This window comes from Staphylococcus sp. FSL W8-0271 (assembly GCF_038006605.1).
In the GTDB taxonomy this organism is placed as follows: domain Bacteria; phylum Bacillota; class Bacilli; order Staphylococcales; family Staphylococcaceae; genus Staphylococcus; species Staphylococcus cohnii.
Genome location: NZ_JBBOVM010000001.1, coordinates 1,767,068 through 1,785,882 on the forward strand (window position 1 = coordinate 1,767,068; position 18,815 = coordinate 1,785,882).

Sequence of the window (18,815 nt, forward strand, 5' to 3'; positions counted from 1 at the left end):
ACGCTTTAATTTAGCGACATTTTAAAATTTAAAAAGCGTTCATTATATTCACTTAGTGTATCTTTACCTAAATCTTTATAGACTTCTAAACGTGCTTGTGTACGCTTTGAAGGATAAAAACGTTCATCATCTTTGATGTCTTTTGGTAATTGTGCTCTTGCAGCCTTATTAGGTGTTGCATAAGCTACCCACTCCGTATTTTGTTTACTATTCTGTGCATCTAACATAAAATTGATAAACTTATGTGCCCCTGCTTTATTTTGAGCTGTCTTTGGTATTACCATATTATCAAACCATAAGTTTGACCCTTCTTTTGGTACAACGTAATCAAAATCACTATTATTTTGTAAAATTGGCGCTGCTATACCGCTCCACACAACTGCAATATTAGCTTCGTGTTGTTCAAGCATCATAGTTATTTCATCACCGACAACACCTTTAATATTAGGGCTTAATTGTTTTAAATCTTGTTCAACTTCTGCAAGATGTTTTGATTGCTTATCATTTAAACTGTAGCCTAATTTGTTTAAACCTAAACCCATAACTTCTCTTGCACCGTCTACTAATAAAATATCATTTTGATATTTGGGATTATATAAACTTTCCCATGAATTAAAGTTATCTTGTGGATATACATTTTTATTATATAAAATACCTACTGTCCCAAAAAAATATGGCACCGAATAATGATTACCCCTATCAAATGACATATTCATATAATCTTTATCTAAATTTTTCATATTTGGTATTTTCTCATGATTTAAAGGTAATAACAAACCTTCTTTTTTCATTTTTTCTATCGTATATTCACTTGGAAAAGCTACATCATAATTTGTACCACCATTACGTATTTTTGCTTCCATAGCTTCGTTTGAATCGAATGTTTCGTACACAACTTCAATGCCAGTTTCTTTTTGAAATTTTTTTACTAAACTCGGATCAATATATTCTCCCCAATTATACACATAAATTTTTTCACCTGAAGCAGAATGCTCTTTTTCAGTGAGTTTTTGGCTTACCAATAAACATAGTAGTCCAACGAAAATTGAAAGCACGATTAATTGTAAAAATCGTTTCATTATTGTGTCACCTGCTTCAATACTTTATTTCGTTTGATAAATTTTAGTATCAAATAATAACCAAGAATGCCTATGATGATCGTTATAAAAAGTATTGTCGATATCGCATTAATTTCCATACTTATACCTTTTCTTGCCATAGCATAAACTTCTACTGATAATACACTAAATCCATTGCCTGTAACGAAAAAACTAACTGTAAAATCATCCAAAGAATAGGTTAATGCCATAAAAAAACCGCCAAGTATCGCTGGAAACAAATGTGGTAACATCACTTTATTTAAAACTTGCAATTCACTAGCACCTAAATCTCTAGCAGCATCTAAAGTATGTACATTCATTTCATATAACTTGGGTAACACAATAATCACTACAATTGGAATGCAAAAAGCAATATGTGAAATTAATACAGTGATAAATCCAAGCCCTAAACCTGTAAAATGACCTATTGCCGTAAACATAATCAAAAATGATGCACCAATAACAACATCTGAAGAAACCATGAGCACATTATTTAAAGTGAGTAACGAAATTTTTAATTTTTTATTTCTTAAATGATATAAAGCAATGGCCCCCATTGTTCCAATTACCGTTGCAATTGCAGCCGCTAATAATGCCACTGCAATCGTATTAAAAATAACTGCTAATAATCTGTCATTTTTAAATAAGGATAAATAGTGCGCTAATGTAAAATGCTCAAAGTGAATCATATTACCTGCTGAATTAAATGAATAAAACATTAAAAACAGTATAGGGATATACAACACTGCAATTAATATACCGATATATAGTTTGCCATACCATTTCATATGATTCACCCTTTTCCATTTGTAGATTTTTTATTTGTAATGATTAAGACAAAAGCCATAAAAAGAATGAGAAACAACGCAATAGTTGAACCCATCCCATAGTTTTGAATTACAAGAAATTGTTCCTCAATCGCCGTTCCAATATTAATGACTTTATTACCAGCAATTAACCTTGTGATCATAAACAAAGAAAGCGCAGGAATAAATGTAACTTGCACCCCTGTTAGTACGCCACGTTTTGTCAAAGGCATAATCACTTTTTTAAAGGTCATTAATCGACTAGCACCTAAATCACTTGAAGCTTGTAATAAATTATTTGGTATGTCCTTCATATTATTAAAAATTGGTAAAATCATAAATGGTATATAAATATAACTGGCTACAATTATAAAGGCAGGACCTGTAAATAAAAGTTCCGCTTTAGGTAAATGCAAACTATATAATATTCGGTTGATAATACCATCATGACTGAACAAGCCAATAAATGCATAGGTCTTTAGAAGTAAATTAATCCAAGTAGGTATAATTAATATCAATAACCATAAATTCTGATGTTTTGCTGTACGGATAAAGTATGCTGCTGGATAACTAATAAGCAACGTAGTCATCGTAATTAACACAGCGTACACTATAGAGTCCCATATCATCAAAAAATATTTTGGTGTCAGCATTTGTTTATAATTATGTAAACTAAAATGACCATGTATATCAATCATTGAGAAATAAATTAGCAAAATGACTGGCACAACGATAAATAAAACCATCCATAAAATATATGGTATAAATAAAAATCTATTTATTTTACGCATTATCATTAACCTCATAACTATTAATACGTTCATCAAACTCTGCTTCGGTTTCGCCAGGCACCATAATATGAATCGCTTCTGGTTCAAAAAACAAACCTACTTTACTACCTACTTCAGTTTTCTTTGTAGAATGCACCATCCACTCATAACCTTTTCTATCTACACAATTGATTTCATAGTGTACACCTCTAAATAACATAGAATCAACAGTCACTTCAAATAATCCTTCGTTGTGGTTTACTAACGCAATGTATTCTGGTCTGATTACGACTTCAACTTGTTGTTGACTAGGAATTCCCATATCAACACACTTAAATGCTTGGTCGTAAATATTAACAACATAATCTTCGACCATTGTCCCTTTCAAAATATTAGATTCTCCAATAAAATCAGCAACAAAACGATTTACTGGTTCATCATAAATATCTGTAGGTGTACCAAATTGTTGTATTTTCCCATCTTTCATAACAAAGATATAATCACTCAATGCCAATGCTTCTTCTTGATCATGTGTCACAAAAATAAAAGTAATACCTAATCTAGATTGAATTTCTCTTAATTCATATTGCATTTCAGTTCTTAATTTTAAATCCAATGCCGATAATGATTCGTCTAAAAGTAAAATCTCAGGTTCATTTACGATAGCTCGCGCAATTGCAATTCGTTGCTTTTGTCCACCACTCATACCATCTATCATTCTATTTTCAAAGCCAGTTAATTTCACTAATTTTAAAGCTTCCTGCACTTTAGCTTTAATTACTTCCTTATTTAATTTTTTTATTTTTAATCCAAATGCTATATTATCAAATACAGTCAAATGGGGAAATAAGGCATAATCTTGAAAAACAGTATTTACTTTTCTCTTATTAGCAGGAACTTGATTAATCGATTTTCCTTGATAAACGATTTGTCCATGATCAACTTGTTCAAAGCCTGCAATCAGTTTCAGAATTGTAGTTTTTCCACAACCAGAAGGGCCTAATAATGTGTAAAAATGTCCAGACTCAATATTCAAATCTATATTATCTAATATTTGAGTTCCATCATAAGCTTTACTTACTGATTGGAATGTCAATAAAGGGTTCATGTATTGTCCTCCTATAAATATGATGCTGTAGCAACAACCAAAACTTTCACATCTTGTGATGTAAGGTTCTTTAATCTATGTATTTGATTTGCTTTAAAATATAACGCATCTCCTTCTTCAGCGTGATAATAATCACTTCCTAATAAAAGTGAAACTTCGCCTTGTAGACAATATATAAATGTATCGGAATCTGATGGATCAAAACTTTTATACGATGCATTAGGTCTCAAAGTAAGTATTAACGGTTCCATTTCAAAATTATTCGATTGTGTGATTGGCCAATTTAGTAAATATCCTTTATCAGATTCATCATAATGAATTTGTTCATTTTTCCTATATAACACCTTAGTATTTGCTGAATCATAAAAAAATTCACGAGGAGTAGTACCTAACACTTCTAAAATATTAAAAAAAGTTTCCATACTTGGTGAGGCATGTTCACTTTCAATTTGTGAAACATATCCTTTAGATAGATTTGTACGCTCTGCCAGCTCACCTTGAGTGAGTTGCTTAATATTTCTAAGATTTTTTAATTTTTTTCCAATCTTCATTCTGTCACCTTATTTTTTTAATTTCTTATTTTGCACATTTAGGAAACAATAGTTAACCAAAACATGAGTATTATTTATACAAAAAAAGCTATATTTTGTTTACTTTTATCAAACATTTTGTTTAGTGCTTAATAAAAATATCAAAATATAGCTAAGATGACAATAGTTAAATTTGTTTTGAACTAAAATATTTTTGATTTGACGCATCTTTGACTGATTTTACTACTTTGTAACTATTGTAGCCGCTTTGTTTTTCAAATTCTTTAAATATTTGCTTTTCTTGGGCTTTACCTGGAACTATTTTTTTAAATTGATTGTAACGTTCTAACAGTACTTTACCTTCAACTTTTGATTCATAGTATTTTTCAATAGCATTAAAAAAAGCAACCACTTGCATCATTTCTTCATTTGTCCATTCAAGATCAATCGGATATGAATATTCCATATACTTATCCTCCCTATAATTAACAAATAGTTACCAAAATTTTAAAAAATGTAAAAAAAGAGCGGGACAGAAATCAAAATATAATAAATTGATTCCTTATTCCCGCCCCTATATATTTGTTGTAAGCTTTAAACATTTATACATTGATTTGAAAGCACTAGAACAGTAATCTCGTTCATTACTTCCATAACCATTTAAGATAAAACATCTAAAGTGTAACTATTTATACTTTTTAATTTATTACATTGTATGAATTGGTAATCCTAAAGCTTTTTCAGCAGCTTCCATAGACATTTCACCTAATGTTGGGTGAGCATGTACAGTTAATGCTAAATCTTCAGCATTCATACCAGCTTCTATTGCTAAGCCTAATTCAGAGATAATGTCAGAAGCACCAGTACCAACTACTTGTGCACCAACTAGTGTATTATCTTCTTTAAGTGTTAACAATTTAACGAAACCAGTTGTATCATCTAATGATAATGCACGACCGTTTGCTGCGTATGGGAATTTAGAAGCTGTAACTTCTAATCCTTCTTCTTTTGCTTGCGCTTCAGTGTAACCTACTTGTGCTAGTTCTGGTTCTGTGAAACAAACAGCAGGCATACCAATGTAATCCACTTCTGATGCTTCTCCAGAAATAACCTCAGCAGCTACTTTTGCTTCATAGCTCGCTTTATGAGCTAATGGTAGCCCAGGAACGATATCACCAATTGCAAAAATGTTGTCGATAGAAGTACGGCTTTGTTTGTCTACTTCTAATAATCCACGATCTGCGAATTTAAGGCCTAATTCTTCTAAACCTAATTCATCAGTGTTTGGACGACGACCAACAGTAACTAATACATAATCAGCATCAATCGTTTGTTCTTCACCTTTAACTTCATAAGTTACTTTAACACCGTTATCTGTTTCTTCAGCAGATTTAGCCATTGCTTCAGTAACAATTTCAACGCCTTTTTCTTTCATGCCTTTTTTAACAGGTTGTGTCATTTGTTTTTCGAAGCCGCCTAAGATATCTTTAGCACCTTCTAAAATAGTAACTTCTGAACCAAAGTTTGCAAATGCAGTACCTAGTTCTGAACCGATATAACCGCCACCAACGACTACTAATTTACCAGGAACTTCTTGTAAATTCAAAGCACCAGTTGAATCAATAACACGGTTACCAAATTCGAAATTAGGAATTTCAATTGGTCTTGAACCAGTTGCAATGATTGCATGTTTGAAGTTATAAGTTTGAGCACTTTTCTCATCCATAACACGTAAACTATTGTTATCTACGAAATAAGCTTCACCTTTAACGATTTCTACTTTGTTTCCTTTTAATAATCCTTCAACGCCACCAGTTAATTTCTTAACAACTGATTGTTTGAATTCTTGAACTTTGTCAAATTTAAGTGAAACACTTTCAGCAATAACACCTAAATTTTCAGAGTTTTTAGTTTCATCATAACGGTGAGATGCGTGTAATAATGCTTTTGATGGAATACATCCAACGTTAAGACATACACCGCCTAATTCGCCTTTTTCAACGATTGTTACTTTTTGACCTAATTGTGCTGCACGAATTGCTGCAACATATCCTCCAGGTCCTGCTCCGATTACAATAGTATCTGTTTCAATTGGGAAATCTCCAACTACCATGTTTTACCCCTCCATTAATAATAATTCTGGATTATTTAATAAACGCTTGATATGGTTCATTGCATTTTGTCCAGTAGCACCATCGATTTGTCTATGGTCAAAGCTTAATGATAATGATAATACTGGCGCAGCTACAATTTCTCCGTCTTTAACGATAGGTTTTTGGGCAATACGACCAATACCTAAGATAGCTACTTCTGGATGATTTATAACTGGTGTGAACCATTGTCCACCTGCTGATCCAATATTACTAATAGTACAAGTAGCACCTTTCATTTCATCTGAAGTTAATTTACCATCGCGTGCTTTTACAGCTAATTCATTAATTTCATCTGAAATTTGGAACATAGACTTACGGTCAGCATGTTTGACAACAGGTACTAATAAACCTCTGTCTGTATCAGCTGCAATACCAATATTCCAATAATGCTTGTGTACAATTTCTCCAGCTTCTTCATTAAATTCTGTGTTAAGTGCTGGATATTTCTTAAGTGCAGAAACAAGAGCTTTCACTACATAAGGTAAGAATGTTAATTTAGTACCTTGCTCAGCTGCAACTTCTTTGAATTTTTTACGATGATCCCATAATTCTTGAACATCAATTTCATCCATTAAAGTTACGTGAGGTGCAGTGTGTTTAGAATTCACCATTGCTTTTGCGATTGCTTTACGCATAGCAGGAATTTTTTCTGTTGTTTCTGGGAATTCACCTTCACTAGAAACTGGCGCTGATTGTGCTGTGCTCGCAGAAGTTTCTTCTGCAGTTTCACTTGCACTTTCAGTTGAAGCTGCACTTGCATCTCCATTTAAGTATGCATCAATGTCTTCTTTCGTTGTACGTCCATTTTTACCTGAAGCTACAACTGCTTTAATGTTTACGCCATTTTCACGTGCATATTTACGTACTGAAGGCATTGCTTTAACACGTTTATTTTCATCTACATCTTCATCAGCTGATGATTGCGTTGCTGCCGCTGCTTCAGAGCTTTCTTCTGCTTCAGAGCTTTCTTCTTTAGCAGGTTCTGCTTCTGCTTCAGCTTCATCTTTAGACTCACTGCTACCGCTACCTTTAAATTCCATATCTTCTGCATCAGGCGCGTCAATTTTAACAATTGTATCTCCGACAACAGCTACTGTACCTTCATCTACAAGTACTTCTTCCACTGTACCTGACACAGGTGACGGAATTTCTACTACAGATTTGTCATTTTGAACTTCAGCTAAAACATCATCTTCTTCGATAGTATCTCCAGCTTTAACAAACCATTTTACAATTTCACCTTCGTGGATACCTTCACCAATATCGGGTAATTTAAATTCAAATGCCACGTTATTATCCTCCTAAAAATTCATATTTAGTCAAAAATTAGAAAATGAGAGCGGAACTTATGATTCGCAATCTCATGCTGTTTTATTATTAATCAATGAAGTCGGGATAACATTTTAAAAGTTATACCAAACTTATTAATATTAGAATTCTAATGTTGCTTTTGCTTTTTCAACGATATCGTTTTTGTTTGGTAACCAAACATTTTCAGCTTGAGTAAACGGATAAACGGTATCAGCAGCAGCTACACGAGCAATAGGTGCTTCTAATGACAGAATTGCGCGCTCTGCTAATTCTGAAGCAACAGTAGCTCCAACACCAGCTTGACGTTGTGCTTCTTGAACTACGACTGCACGTCCAGTTTTTTCTACTGAAGCAACTAACGTTTCTATGTCGATTGGTTGCACAGTACGTAAATCAATAACTTCCACTGAATGACCATCTTTTTCTAATTCTTCAGCAGCTTTTAATGATTCTTGTACCATAGCACCATAAGCTATTAATGTAATGTCATTACCTTCTTGTTTGACACTCGCTTTGCCAATTTCAATTGTATACTCTTCATCAGGCACTTCTTCACGGAAAGAACGATACAATTTCATGTGTTCTAAATATACAACTGGGTCGTTACTTCTAATTGCAGAAATTAATAATCCTTTTGCGTCATAAGGACTAGATGGGATAACTACATTCAATCCTGGTGATTGAGCTAAGATACCTTCTAAATTATCTGCGTGTAATTCAGGAGTGTGCACACCACCACCAAATGGGGCGCGAATAGTTACTGGTGCTTGTTTTGAGTTACCAGAACGGAAACGTGTACGTGCAATTTGACCTGCAACAGAGTCAAACACTTCAAATACGAATCCTAAGAATTGGATTTCCATAACTGGACGGTAACCTTGTGTAGTTAAGCCTAGAGCTAAACCACCAATTCCAGATTCTGCTAAAGGTGTATCAAATACTCGGTCTTCACCGAATTCTTTTTGTAATCCTTCAGTTACACGGAATACACCACCGTTAACACCGACGTCTTCACCGAAAAGTAAGACATTTTCATCATTTTGTAATTCGGTTTTAAGCGCATTATTAATCGCTTGAACCATTGTCATTTGTGCCATCGGTTACTTCGACTCCTTCTCTTTATAGATTTCATATTGTTCTGCTAAATGTTGAGGCATTTCTTCATACATATTTTCCATTAAGTCTGTAACTTTTTGTTTTTCTGTATTATCCGCTTCTTTGATAGCAGTTTTAATTTCAGCTTTCGCACGATCGATTACTTCGTTTTCTTTCTCTTCAGTCCATAGACCTTTATTTTCAAGATGTTTTCTGAAACGAACTAATGGATCTTTTTTCTCCCATTCAGAATCTTCGTCTGAAGTTCTATATTTCGTTGGATCGTCGCCAGCCATTGTATGTGGACCGTAACGATAAGTGATTGTTTCAATAAGTGTTGGACCTTCACCATTTACAGCACGATCACGAGCTTCTTTAGTTGCTTGATATACTGCAAGTGCATCCATTCCATCTACTTGTATGCCAGGAATACCTACTGAGATAGCTTTTTGAGCTAAAGTTTCAGCAGCTGTTTGTTTACTACGTGGCGTAGAAATCGCATAGTTATTATTTTGAATTACAAATATTGCTGGCGCTTTGTAAGCTGAAGCGAAGTTAATACCTTCATAGAAATCACCTTGTGAAGAACCACCATCACCAGTATATGTGATTGCTACAGCTTGTTTCCCGCGTTTTTTAAGTCCAAGTGCAACACCAGCTGTTTGTACGTATTGTGCACCGATAATAATTTGTGGGCTTAGTGCATTAACACCTTCAGGCATTCTATTTCCTTTGAAGTGACCTCTAGAGAATAAAAATGCTTCAGTTAATGGCAGACCTTGCCAAATTAATTGTGGAACATCACGATAACCAGGAAGAATAAAGTCTTCTTGTTCTAATGCATATTGAGAAGCTAACTGTGAAGCTTCTTGTCCAGCAGTAGGTGCATAGAATCCTAATCTTCCTTGTCTATTTAGTGAAATAGAACGTTGATCAAGAATACGTGTCCAAACCATTCTTTCCATTAATTCTACTAATTGCTCGTCTGATAAATCAGGTACTAGATCTTTATTAACGATATTACCGTCTTCATCCAAAATTTGGATCATTTCAAATTGAGATTCAGTATCTTTCAATACTTTCTCTGCATCGAATTGGGCTTTCAATTTCGGAGCCATTCAATTCACCATACCTTTCCCGTATAATAGAAATTCATTTTATCCTTTAACATTGTATCACAAAACTGTTTCACTGTTAAACAAATATGAAAAGTTCTGTAATACAGTAAATAGGTACAGTTTTAAAACTGTATTACTATTTTCAAACATGCTGTACTATCTTTTTTACAAGTTTCAAATTGTCCACTCCCAAAAGAATGTAAGCGTCCTCATTTATTATGCTATAGTTATTTACCTTAAATTTCAAATTAATAGCATTTTAAGTTAATTTAAATTATCTACATCTTGTTTTTCTTTATTTACTTTTTCCATTGCATCTTTGTATTTATCAAAAGATTTATCCATAGTTTTATATGATTTGGATACAGCTTCTGTCTTTTTATTCATTTCCTCTTGGTTTGCTTGATCACGAGATCCATATTCAAATAAATCTTTTTCTTTGTTCATAATATTTTTGTATGCATTTGCATAGTTATCATGTGCTTTATATTTATTTTTCAAAGCATCATTTAATTCTTTCACTTCTTTTTTCTTATCTTTATCACTAATATTATCTAAATGTTTTTGTGCTTTTTTAAATTCTTTTTCTGAATTATCTAACGCATTTTCTTCTTTTTTAAATTCTTTTTGTCTTTCTTCAACATTATCTACAATTTTTTCAGAAGTTTGTTTGGCTTCTTGTTGATCTTTCCCATTGATTTTTTTAACAAGCTTTTGTTTTTTTTGCTCTAGTTCATTAAGTTTTTTGCCTACTGATGAAACAGGCTTTTCTTCATCGAATGCTTGTTGTATTTTTTCATTATAATCTTTTATTTCACCTTTATCAGTTGTACATCCAGCTATAAGTACAGTGGAAGCTAGTATGGCACCAATACCATATTTAAATTTCATTTTGAGAAATCCTCCTTTTTTGTGTGCTATATTATATAATAAATTTTAATAAATCAAATTTATTACTGTATTTTATTTGGTAATCTTTGGTATATTTTATATTAAGGAAGGTGTATGAACAAATGTTAACAATGAAAGATATAATTAGAGACGGACATCCAACACTACGTGAAAAAGCTAAAGATGTCGAAATCCCATTATCAGATGAAGATAGAGAGACATTAAAATCTATGAGAGCATTTTTAATAAATAGCCAAGATGAAGAAACTGCTAATAAATATGGTCTTCGTTCTGGCGTCGGACTTGCAGCACCACAAATCAATATTTCTAAAAGAATGATTGCCGTCTATTTACCAGATGATGGAGAAGGTAAAAGTTATGACTTGATGTTAGTAAATCCTAAAATTATGAGTCATAGCATTCAAGAAGCCTATTTACCTACTGGTGAGGGTTGCTTAAGTGTAGACGAAAATGTACCAGGCCTAGTACATCGTAAATATAGAGTCACTGTTAAAGCAAAAGATATAGATGGTAATGATGTTAAACTACGATTAAAAGGTTATCCAGCTGTTGTTGTTCAACATGAAATAGACCATATTAATGGTATCATGTTTTATGATCACATAGATTCAGAACATCCACTGCAACCTCATGAAGATGCAGTAGAAGTATAAAAAAGAACTGTTAGTATATGTGGCAATTGCACACGTTTACTAACAGTTCTTTTTACATAAAATCGTCTCTTCTTTCATGGTACATTATATTCAATTCTTGTAATTCTTTCTTCAAAGCATTTAATTCTTGTATATCAATAAATACAGGATCATGATTGTGCTTTACATAATTTTGATCTCCATTCACAGTATCAATGATTTCATTGTAATTGAAAAACATGATAACTTGTTCCGCACGTATTTCAAATGTAATATCTTGAAAGACCTTATCAGTTCGTTGTTTTTCATTTTTAATATCTTCAACAATACGCTTCACTTTATCCATAGCAACCACCTTCATTTCATCTCTATTACTTTTTACTTTATATTATTACTTATTATATTTCCTTTTAATCATAATTAATTTTTATTATCGACTCAAGCTATTTGGTAATTCATTTAATATTTCAAAATGATTAATTTAAATTTACTCAGTTAAACACCTTATATATAGCGAATCACTTTTTTCTACATATTAAGTATCAGTAGAAAATAAAACTGCTTTATTTATTCTACTACATCATGTAAAATGAGAAATAACTGAAAACATACAAATGCTTTCTAATTGTATTTTTCTATACGAACGAATTTAAAATGACCCTAGAAACATACTGGGCAAATGCTCGTATGTTCTCTTTATATAAAAACGTAGTTTCAATACACTTTTAGTAAATATCATTTTATTTAAGATTAAGAAGCTCACAAAATAATATACATTTCAGGGTTTATATAAATAATTTAACCAAATTTTAGGAGGAAATAGATATAATGGCAGTATTTAAAGTATTTTTTCAACATAACAAAGAAGAAGTAGTTGTTAGAGAACATACACAAACTATTTATGTTGAAGCTCAATCAGAAGAACAAGTAAGAAGATATTTGAAAGACCGTAATTACAATATCGAGTTTATTACTAAACTTGAGGGCGCACATTTAGAATATGAAAAACAATCTGATCACTTTAATGTGGAGCAAGCTGAGTAATGAAACAAATTCATAAAAATGAAGTTGCGGTTTATGCCCTTGGTGGCTTAGGTGAAATCGGAAAAAACACTTATGCCGTAGAATATCAGGATGAAATCGTAATTATAGATGCAGGTATCAAATTCCCTGATGATAACTTATTAGGTATTGATTACGTGATTCCTGACATTACTTATTTAGAACAGAACCAAGACAAAATAGTTGGTCTGTTTATAACACACGGCCACGAAGACCATATAGGTGGTGTGCCCTACCTATTAAAACAAATAAACGTGCCTATATATGGTGGACCATTAGCTTTAGGTTTAATCAGAAATAAGCTGGAAGAACATCACTTGTTAAGAACAACAAAACTTATTGAAATTGAAGAAAGTTCCGTTATCAAATCTAAACATTTCGAAGTTTCTTTCTATTTAACAACACATAGTATTCCAGAATCATATGGTGTTATTGTTAATACACCAGAAGGTAATATTGTTCACACTGGAGATTTCAAATTTGATTTTACGCCAGTTGGTGAGCCAGCAAATATAGCGAAAATGGCGAAACTCGGAGAAGAAGGTGTACTTTGTTTACTTTCAGACTCTACTAACTCATTAGTTCCTGATTTTACATTGAGTGAACGTGAAGTAGGCCAAAATGTTGAAAAGATATTCCGTAATTGTAGTGGTAGAATTATCTTTGCAACTTTTGCTTCTAATATCTACCGTGTTCAACAAGCAGTCGAAGCTGCAATTAAACACAACCGTAAAATTGTAACTTTTGGTCGCTCAATGGAAAACAATATTAAAATTGGTATGGAACTCGGTTATATCAAAGCACCACCTGAAACATTTATAGAACCAAACAAAATTAATAGTGTTCCTAAACATGAGTTACTCATTTTATGTACAGGTTCACAAGGTGAACCAATGGCAGCTTTATCAAGAATTGCTAACGGTACACACAAACAAATAAAAATTATTCCAGAAGATACTGTTGTATTTAGTTCTTCGCCTATTCCAGGTAATACTAAAAGTATCAACCGCACAATAAATTCATTATATCGCGCTGGTGCTGAAGTAATACACAATAAGGTTTCAAACATTCACACATCTGGACACGGATCTAAAGGTGATCAACAATTAATGTTACGCTTACTACGTCCAAAATTCTTCCTTCCTATTCATGGCGAATATCGTATGTTAAAAGCACACGGTCAATCAGGAATTGAATGTGGCGTAGAACCAGACAACGTGTTTATCTTTGATATCGGTGACGTCTTAGCTTTAACACATAATTCAGCTAGAAAAGCTGGAAGAATACCATCCGGCAACGTGTTAGTCGATGGTAGCGGTATTGGAGATATTGGAAATGTAGTTATTCGAGATAGAAAATTATTGTCTGAAGAAGGTTTAGTCATCGTCGTCGTTAGTATAGACTTTAAAACAAATAAACTACTCTCAGGCCCTGACATTATTTCTCGTGGTTTTGTTTACATGCGTGAATCTGGTCAATTAATATATGATGCTCAAAGAAAAATCAAGACCGATGTAATTTCTAAACTGAACCAAAATCCAGAAATACAATGGCATCAAATTAAATCATCAATCATTGAAACGCTGCAACCATATTTATTTGAAAAAACAGCACGTAAGCCAATGATTTTACCAGTGATAATGAAAGTAAATGAAGGTGATACACCTTCTCAAAATAAAAAACCACAAAATAAACCAAATCAAAAAAAAGACAATGCAAAAAAACACAATCCTAAATCTCAAAGCAAAAACACAAAAGTTTCGAACAATAAAACTAATAAAAACACAACTCAGAAATCAAAACCAAAAAAAGATGATAATCAATCAGATCAATCATCAGAATCATAATCATAACCAAAAATATAATCAGCTTTTCAAAATAAAGCACTCATCTATTTGCATTGGATGAGTGCTTTTTATATTAAAATACTTACTATTTTGAACGTATTGGTTTGCTTGTGTGTGGAGGATATAGTACGTCTCTACAGTATCACTCTTACATAATATACATATTGCGCATCACCAGTAAACAAAATCAGTTAAGTGTTAAAAAAGAAGGGTATGGGCACCATTGATTCGTCCCTATCCCTTCTTTAATTTATATATTATTATTTATCTAACTACCTTTTTTTCAAATCGGTTTAAGTCATTGTCATGGCCAATCATAATTAAAATATCTCCAATTTCAATATTTATGTTTGGATCCGGAGATACGATAATATCTCTGCCTCTTTTAATAGCAATAATACTTATACCATATTGAGCTCTAATATCTAATTCTATAATTGTTTGGCCTGCCATCTTTTCACTAACTTTAATTTCTACTATTGAATGTTCATCTGCTAATTCTAAATAATCTAAAACACTAGCACTAGCTACATTATGTGCAATTCTTCTGCCCATATCTCTTTCAGGATGAACAACAGTATCTGCACCAATTTTATTTAAAATTTTAGCATGATAATCATTTTGAGCCTTAGCCGTTACTTTTTTTACGCCCAACTCTTTTAAAATCAAAGTCGTTAACGTACTAGATTGAATATTTTCGCCTATTGCAACAATAACGTGATCAAAATTTCTAATACCTAAGCTTTTCATCACTGCTTCATCAGTTGTGTCAGCAATTACTGCATGTGTGGCAATATCACTATATTCATTCACACGCGCTTCATCCATATCAATCGCCATGACATCCATATCTAAAGCATTTAATTCTCTAACAATACTACCACCAAAACGACCTAAACCTATAACCACATATTCTTTATCCATATGCGTCCTCCAAAAATAAGATAATTGAAATATATCAAATATTAGTAGTTTAAACAATAAACATTACTACTGTATTTAAGTATATTTGTCTACTTTTTACCTTCAACATATTTTTTATCAAAAACAAATAATCTCAATAATAATATTAGCGATGGAATTAATAAAAGTAAACCTAAAATAAACGCAATGATTAAAGCAATAGCCATACCACTATTAACAACATGTTCATCTATGCGAATATATGGATATAAAATATATGGTAATTTACTTGCACCGTAGCCGAAGAACGCAAAAGCCATTTGTAAAATTACTAAAACAAATGCAAAACCGTGCCATTTTTTCATCAATGTGAGTAACATTGCACCAACAAAACATAGTAAGCTGAGTACAAACATCCACCAATAATCAAATACTGCTGTATAGAAATGCGTCTCATTTTGCAATCTTAATGATAGAAATACAAATAATGAAATAGCGATCATTGGCGGTCCCCAAAATAAGAACCAGTATCTTAATAACCCATAAGCAGGTTTATCATTTGCTTTTGAAGCATAGTAAGTTAAAAATCCAGATGAAATATAAAGTACGGATATAATTGCAAGAAATACAACCGACCATGAATATGGACTTAACAACAATTCAAACCAATTTAAATCTAAGTGATTACTTGAGCCAGTAATATAACCACCTTCAGAAATCGTTAAAGTAGTGGCTAAGGCTGCAGGTATGAATAAACCTGCTAAACCATATAGTACAAGCCACGGTAGTTTTGTATCTGGTCCATAGTTTTCAAAGGCATAAAAGCCACCTCTAATGGACAACAATATCAGCGCAATAGATGCTGGTAAAAGCAATACTGTACCGAAATACTTAGCTGAATCTGGGAAAAAACCAACCATTCCTACGAAAAAGAATACGAAGAAAACATTCGTTACTTCCCAAACTGGATTAAGGTAACGTGCAATCAAGTGATTAATTTTTTTATCTTGTTTTGTTATTTTAGCATGTAGCGTAAAGAAACCAGCACCAAAATCAATTGATGCAACAATAATATAACAAAATAAGAATATCCATAGTACCGTGATACCTATATATGCGAATACCATCATGCATCACCTCTTTCCGATGAAGTTACTTCAAATTCTTCATATGCTGGTTTATCCTTAAACATTCTTATTAATACATAGGAAGAAGTAACAATTAATATTAAATATAATATACCAAATAATATTGTCACGAGTGTTAAGCCACCTGCTTGAGTAGCTGCTTCAGCCACTTTTAGATATCCACGTACAATCCAAGGTTGACGTCCTTGTTCAGTTAAGAACCAACCAAACTCTATCGCTAACATCGCTGCAGGTCCAGTTAATAAAGCACCGTATAACATTGGTTTTGAATAAGTGAATTTCCGTAATTTTTTAAAGCATAATGTTAGTACAAATGCAGCTGAAACAATTAAACAGAACACACCCATTGACACCATTAAATCAAAGTAATAATGGACAATCATTGGAGGATGTAATTCTTTTGGAAATTCATCCAAGCCTTTCACTTTAGTATTGACATTGTTATCAGCCAAGAAACTAAGTAGACTAGGAATTTTAATTGCTCCAGTTACTTCTTGTGTTTCTTCATTTAAAGAACCAAAAAGTACTAAATCAGCATTGGATTCCGTATCAAAATGCCACTCATACGCAGCTAGTTTTTCTGGTTGTTCTTGATGTAAAAATTTTGCAGATAAATCTCCTGCTAACATTGAACCTAAAGTAAAGATAATGCCAAGAATCATTGTTAACTTCAATGCTTTTTTATGATATTCTGCATCTTTTTTAAACTTATTTTTCACTAACTTGAATGCAGCAATGGCAGCTAGTACAAAAGCCATCGTCATAAAAGCAGTCGTTACAACGTGAAAAGATCTTATTAAAAATGAATCGTTAAACATTGCTACCCAAGGTTCAACATTTATCATTTTACCATTCTTAATATCAAAACCAGCTGGTGTATTCATAAATGAATTGACAGCCGTAATAAAGAAGGCAGAGAAAGAACCTCCAATAATCACTGGTATACTAATTAAAAAATGTGTCCATTTACTCTTAAATCTATCCCAAGTGTATAAATATATACTTAAGAAAATTGCTTCAAAGAAAAACGCAAATGTTTCCATAAATAACGGTAATGCAATCACATGGCCGCCCATTTGCATAAACGTTGGCCATAATAATGACAGTTGTAGTCCTATAATCGTACCTGTTACAACCCCAACTGCCACAGTAATCGTATAACCTTTAGACCATCTTTTGGCTAATGTTATATAATGAGGATCATTCTTTTTAATCCCTAAAAACTCAGCAACTGCAAACATCAATGGGACACCCACACCAATTGTTGCAAATATGATATGCACTGCAAGTGTCATTGCAGTTAGAAAACGAGCTAATTCAACTGAATCCATAATATCACCTTTTTAATTTATTTGTGACAAAAATCACAACGTCCATTCATTATAAACCCAATGGCTATGTTTTAAAATTAGTTAAACTCAGAATTAAGTGACAAATTAATGACCAATTACATGCAATTTTATAACTTGAATTTTAATTAAAAGTCACTTACTATTATAGAAAACGACTTTGTAGAAAGGATTGATGTTGAATGACTGATATCATCATTTACACACAGAATGACTGCCCTCCTTGTACCTTTATTAAAAACTATTTAACTGATAAAGGCTTTAAATATGTAGAAAAAAACATCGCTAATCAGCAATATCGAAATGAAATGATTGATTATGATGCTTTTGCAACACCTTTTATATTATTGAATGGTGAACCGATGTACCAGGTTGATATGGAAAAAATTAACCAAACCTTAAATATTGAAACAACACATTAAAACACTCAAATACAAACACATTAACTAAATCAACTGAAATAAGGCTAAATGCAACATTTTAAACGAGTTATCTAACCATAACCTAATTTCAACTAAAATAAACAATTTAGCAAGTTGCGACTTCTCTAAACTATTCAATTTCACATACATTTCCTTACCTTTTGAGTAAATTTTAATATAACTATAAAAACGTCTAGGACATAAAGTTCTTGAACAAGTGAAAAAGGCAATATCTATTGGATGTTATAGAAATTGCTTTTTTCATTAAAAATCGTTTCAACAATTTCATTCACATGTCGTGGCATATCATTTTTAGAAATAAGAGTTGAAGTTTCCATTGGTAATGTAAATTCAAGCCATGTTGTAATCTTTATAAATAAGGCGCTTCGTTATTTTAATAGTGCTTATAAAATTATACGAAAAAGCCTTATTTTTTAAATAACAAAATATAAATTATATCGATTTTGCATCGTGCTGACGCCCGGGGAATTGATATGAGCGAGAGACTACAGGCTCGAGCCATATCCCCAGGCAAGCATGCACAATCAA

19 protein-coding genes are annotated in these 18,815 nt (G+C 32.4%); 4 read left to right on the forward strand and 15 right to left on the reverse strand.

Annotation, left to right across the window (positions count from 1 at the left end):
• Positions 1–5: 5 nt before the first annotated feature.
• From NST87_RS08620 to NST87_RS08670, 11 genes are all read right to left on the reverse strand, one after another.
• Positions 6–1,079: an ABC transporter substrate-binding protein gene (locus NST87_RS08620; RefSeq protein WP_040030525.1), complete on the reverse strand. Its 1,074-nt coding sequence runs from the start codon at positions 1,077–1,079 to the stop codon at positions 6–8.
• Positions 1,079–1,888 carry an ABC transporter permease gene (locus tag NST87_RS08625; protein ID WP_019467840.1) on the reverse strand — a complete coding sequence of 270 codons (810 nt, stop codon included), beginning with the start codon at positions 1,886–1,888 and terminating at the stop codon, positions 1,079–1,081. The genes NST87_RS08620 and NST87_RS08625 overlap by 1 nt, the downstream gene beginning before the upstream one ends.
• 5 nt (positions 1,889–1,893) lie before the next feature.
• The gene (locus NST87_RS08630; RefSeq protein ID WP_040030523.1) at positions 1,894–2,697 is read right to left on the reverse strand and encodes an ABC transporter permease; all 804 of its coding nucleotides are present in this window, start codon (positions 2,695–2,697) and stop codon (positions 1,894–1,896) included.
• Positions 2,690–3,784, reverse strand: coding sequence for an ABC transporter ATP-binding protein (locus NST87_RS08635; protein ID WP_040030522.1), 1,095 nt, complete (start codon positions 3,782–3,784; stop codon positions 2,690–2,692). The genes NST87_RS08630 and NST87_RS08635 overlap by 8 nt, the downstream gene beginning before the upstream one ends.
• An 11-nt stretch (positions 3,785–3,795) precedes the next feature.
• Positions 3,796–4,335, reverse strand: a complete 540-nt coding sequence (locus NST87_RS08640) for a helix-turn-helix domain-containing protein (RefSeq protein WP_019467843.1) — start codon at positions 4,333–4,335, stop codon at positions 3,796–3,798.
• Between the two features lie 166 nt (positions 4,336–4,501).
• Entirely contained in the window at positions 4,502–4,780 is a 279-nt protein-coding gene (locus NST87_RS08645) for a UPF0223 family protein (protein ID WP_019467844.1), read from the reverse strand.
• 240 nt (positions 4,781–5,020) lie between these two features.
• Positions 5,021–6,427, reverse strand: coding sequence for a dihydrolipoyl dehydrogenase (lpdA, locus tag NST87_RS08650; protein ID WP_019467845.1), 1,407 nt, complete (start codon positions 6,425–6,427; stop codon positions 5,021–5,023).
• A 3-nt stretch (positions 6,428–6,430) separates the two neighbouring features.
• Positions 6,431–7,756, reverse strand: coding sequence for a dihydrolipoamide acetyltransferase family protein (locus NST87_RS08655; RefSeq protein WP_340721585.1), 1,326 nt, complete (start codon positions 7,754–7,756; stop codon positions 6,431–6,433).
• 141 nt (positions 7,757–7,897) lie between these two features.
• A complete protein-coding gene (locus tag NST87_RS08660; protein ID WP_040030519.1) occupies positions 7,898–8,875 on the reverse strand; it encodes an alpha-ketoacid dehydrogenase subunit beta in 978 nt (325 codons plus the stop codon).
• 3 nt (positions 8,876–8,878) lie between these two features.
• Entirely contained in the window at positions 8,879–9,991 is a 1,113-nt protein-coding gene (gene pdhA / locus NST87_RS08665) for a pyruvate dehydrogenase (acetyl-transferring) E1 component subunit alpha (RefSeq protein WP_019467848.1), read from the reverse strand.
• 264 nt (positions 9,992–10,255) lie between these two features.
• Positions 10,256–10,882, reverse strand: coding sequence for a YkyA family protein (locus tag NST87_RS08670; RefSeq protein ID WP_019467849.1), 627 nt, complete (start codon positions 10,880–10,882; stop codon positions 10,256–10,258).
• Between the two features lie 122 nt (positions 10,883–11,004).
• On the opposite strand from NST87_RS08670, the gene def reads away from it, so the two are divergent.
• Entirely contained in the window at positions 11,005–11,556 is a 552-nt protein-coding gene (gene def, locus NST87_RS08675) for a peptide deformylase (RefSeq protein ID WP_019467850.1), read from the forward strand.
• Between the two features lie 52 nt (positions 11,557–11,608).
• Here the strand turns inward: def and NST87_RS08680 are convergent, their stop codons facing one another.
• Complete coding sequence (locus tag NST87_RS08680) at positions 11,609–11,881, reverse strand: hypothetical protein (RefSeq protein WP_019467851.1); 273 nt, start codon at positions 11,879–11,881, stop codon at positions 11,609–11,611.
• A 482-nt stretch (positions 11,882–12,363) separates the two neighbouring features.
• Between NST87_RS08680 and NST87_RS08685 the strand changes: the two genes are divergently transcribed.
• Entirely contained in the window at positions 12,364–12,579 is a 216-nt protein-coding gene (locus NST87_RS08685; RefSeq protein ID WP_019467852.1) for a DNA-dependent RNA polymerase subunit epsilon, read from the forward strand.
• Positions 12,579–14,444 (forward strand): ribonuclease J1, encoded by a 1,866-nt coding sequence (gene rnjA / locus NST87_RS08690; protein ID WP_040030517.1) that lies wholly within the window; start codon positions 12,579–12,581, stop codon positions 14,442–14,444. The genes NST87_RS08685 and rnjA overlap by 1 nt, the downstream gene beginning before the upstream one ends.
• Before the next feature lie 264 nt (positions 14,445–14,708).
• Here rnjA and NST87_RS08695 read toward each other — a convergent pair whose 3' ends face one another.
• The 3 genes from NST87_RS08695 to NST87_RS08705 all read right to left on the reverse strand — a co-directional run bounded on the left by NST87_RS08695 (position 14,709) and on the right by NST87_RS08705 (position 17,826).
• Complete coding sequence (locus NST87_RS08695) at positions 14,709–15,368, reverse strand: potassium channel family protein (protein WP_019467854.1); 660 nt, start codon at positions 15,366–15,368, stop codon at positions 14,709–14,711.
• 89 nt (positions 15,369–15,457) lie between these two features.
• Positions 15,458–16,474, reverse strand: coding sequence for a cytochrome d ubiquinol oxidase subunit II (locus NST87_RS08700; RefSeq protein WP_026034735.1), 1,017 nt, complete (start codon positions 16,472–16,474; stop codon positions 15,458–15,460).
• On the reverse strand, positions 16,474–17,826 hold the full coding sequence (locus NST87_RS08705) for a cytochrome ubiquinol oxidase subunit I (protein ID WP_019467856.1): 1,353 nt from the start codon (positions 17,824–17,826) through the stop codon (positions 16,474–16,476). Before NST87_RS08705 ends, NST87_RS08700 begins: the two co-directional genes overlap by 1 nt.
• A 200-nt stretch (positions 17,827–18,026) precedes the next feature.
• Between NST87_RS08705 and NST87_RS08710 the strand changes: the two genes are divergently transcribed.
• Positions 18,027–18,266: a glutaredoxin family protein gene (locus NST87_RS08710; RefSeq protein WP_019467857.1), complete on the forward strand. Its 240-nt coding sequence runs from the start codon at positions 18,027–18,029 to the stop codon at positions 18,264–18,266.
• Positions 18,267–18,815: the final 549 nt, after the last annotated feature.

Excerpts from the sequence above, each read along its gene's own strand:
- NST87_RS08680 (WP_019467851.1), bottom strand. The coding sequence starts at position 11,881 with ATGGATAAAGTGAAGCGTATTGTTGAAGATATTAAAAATGAAAAACAA.
- NST87_RS08695 (WP_019467854.1), bottom strand. The coding sequence starts at position 15,368 with ATGGATAAAGAATATGTGGTTATAGGTTTAGGTCGTTTTGGTGGTAGT.
- def (WP_019467850.1), top strand. The coding sequence starts at position 11,005 with ATGTTAACAATGAAAGATATAATTAGAGACGGACATCCAACACTACGT.
- NST87_RS08640 (WP_019467843.1), bottom strand. The coding sequence starts at position 4,335 with ATGAAGATTGGAAAAAAATTAAAAAATCTTAGAAATATTAAGCAACTC.
- NST87_RS08645 (WP_019467844.1), bottom strand. The coding sequence starts at position 4,780 with ATGGAATATTCATATCCGATTGATCTTGAATGGACAAATGAAGAAATG.
- NST87_RS08635 (WP_040030522.1), bottom strand. The coding sequence starts at position 3,784 with ATGAACCCTTTATTGACATTCCAATCAGTAAGTAAAGCTTATGATGGA.
- NST87_RS08630 (WP_040030523.1), bottom strand. The coding sequence starts at position 2,697 with ATGCGTAAAATAAATAGATTTTTATTTATACCATATATTTTATGGATG.
- NST87_RS08710 (WP_019467857.1), top strand. The coding sequence starts at position 18,027 with ATGACTGATATCATCATTTACACACAGAATGACTGCCCTCCTTGTACC.
- NST87_RS08670 (WP_019467849.1), bottom strand. The coding sequence starts at position 10,882 with ATGAAATTTAAATATGGTATTGGTGCCATACTAGCTTCCACTGTACTT.
- lpdA (WP_019467845.1), bottom strand. The coding sequence starts at position 6,427 with ATGGTAGTTGGAGATTTCCCAATTGAAACAGATACTATTGTAATCGGA.
- NST87_RS08705 (WP_019467856.1), bottom strand. The coding sequence starts at position 17,826 with ATGGATTCAGTTGAATTAGCTCGTTTTCTAACTGCAATGACACTTGCA.
- NST87_RS08625 (WP_019467840.1), bottom strand. The coding sequence starts at position 1,888 with ATGAAATGGTATGGCAAACTATATATCGGTATATTAATTGCAGTGTTG.
- NST87_RS08660 (WP_040030519.1), bottom strand. The coding sequence starts at position 8,875 with ATGGCACAAATGACAATGGTTCAAGCGATTAATAATGCGCTTAAAACC.
- NST87_RS08620 (WP_040030525.1), bottom strand. The coding sequence starts at position 1,079 with ATGAAACGATTTTTACAATTAATCGTGCTTTCAATTTTCGTTGGACTA.
- NST87_RS08700 (WP_026034735.1), bottom strand. The coding sequence starts at position 16,474 with ATGGTATTCGCATATATAGGTATCACGGTACTATGGATATTCTTATTT.
- NST87_RS08685 (WP_019467852.1), top strand. The coding sequence starts at position 12,364 with ATGGCAGTATTTAAAGTATTTTTTCAACATAACAAAGAAGAAGTAGTT.
- rnjA (WP_040030517.1), top strand. The coding sequence starts at position 12,579 with ATGAAACAAATTCATAAAAATGAAGTTGCGGTTTATGCCCTTGGTGGC.
- pdhA (WP_019467848.1), bottom strand. The coding sequence starts at position 9,991 with ATGGCTCCGAAATTGAAAGCCCAATTCGATGCAGAGAAAGTATTGAAA.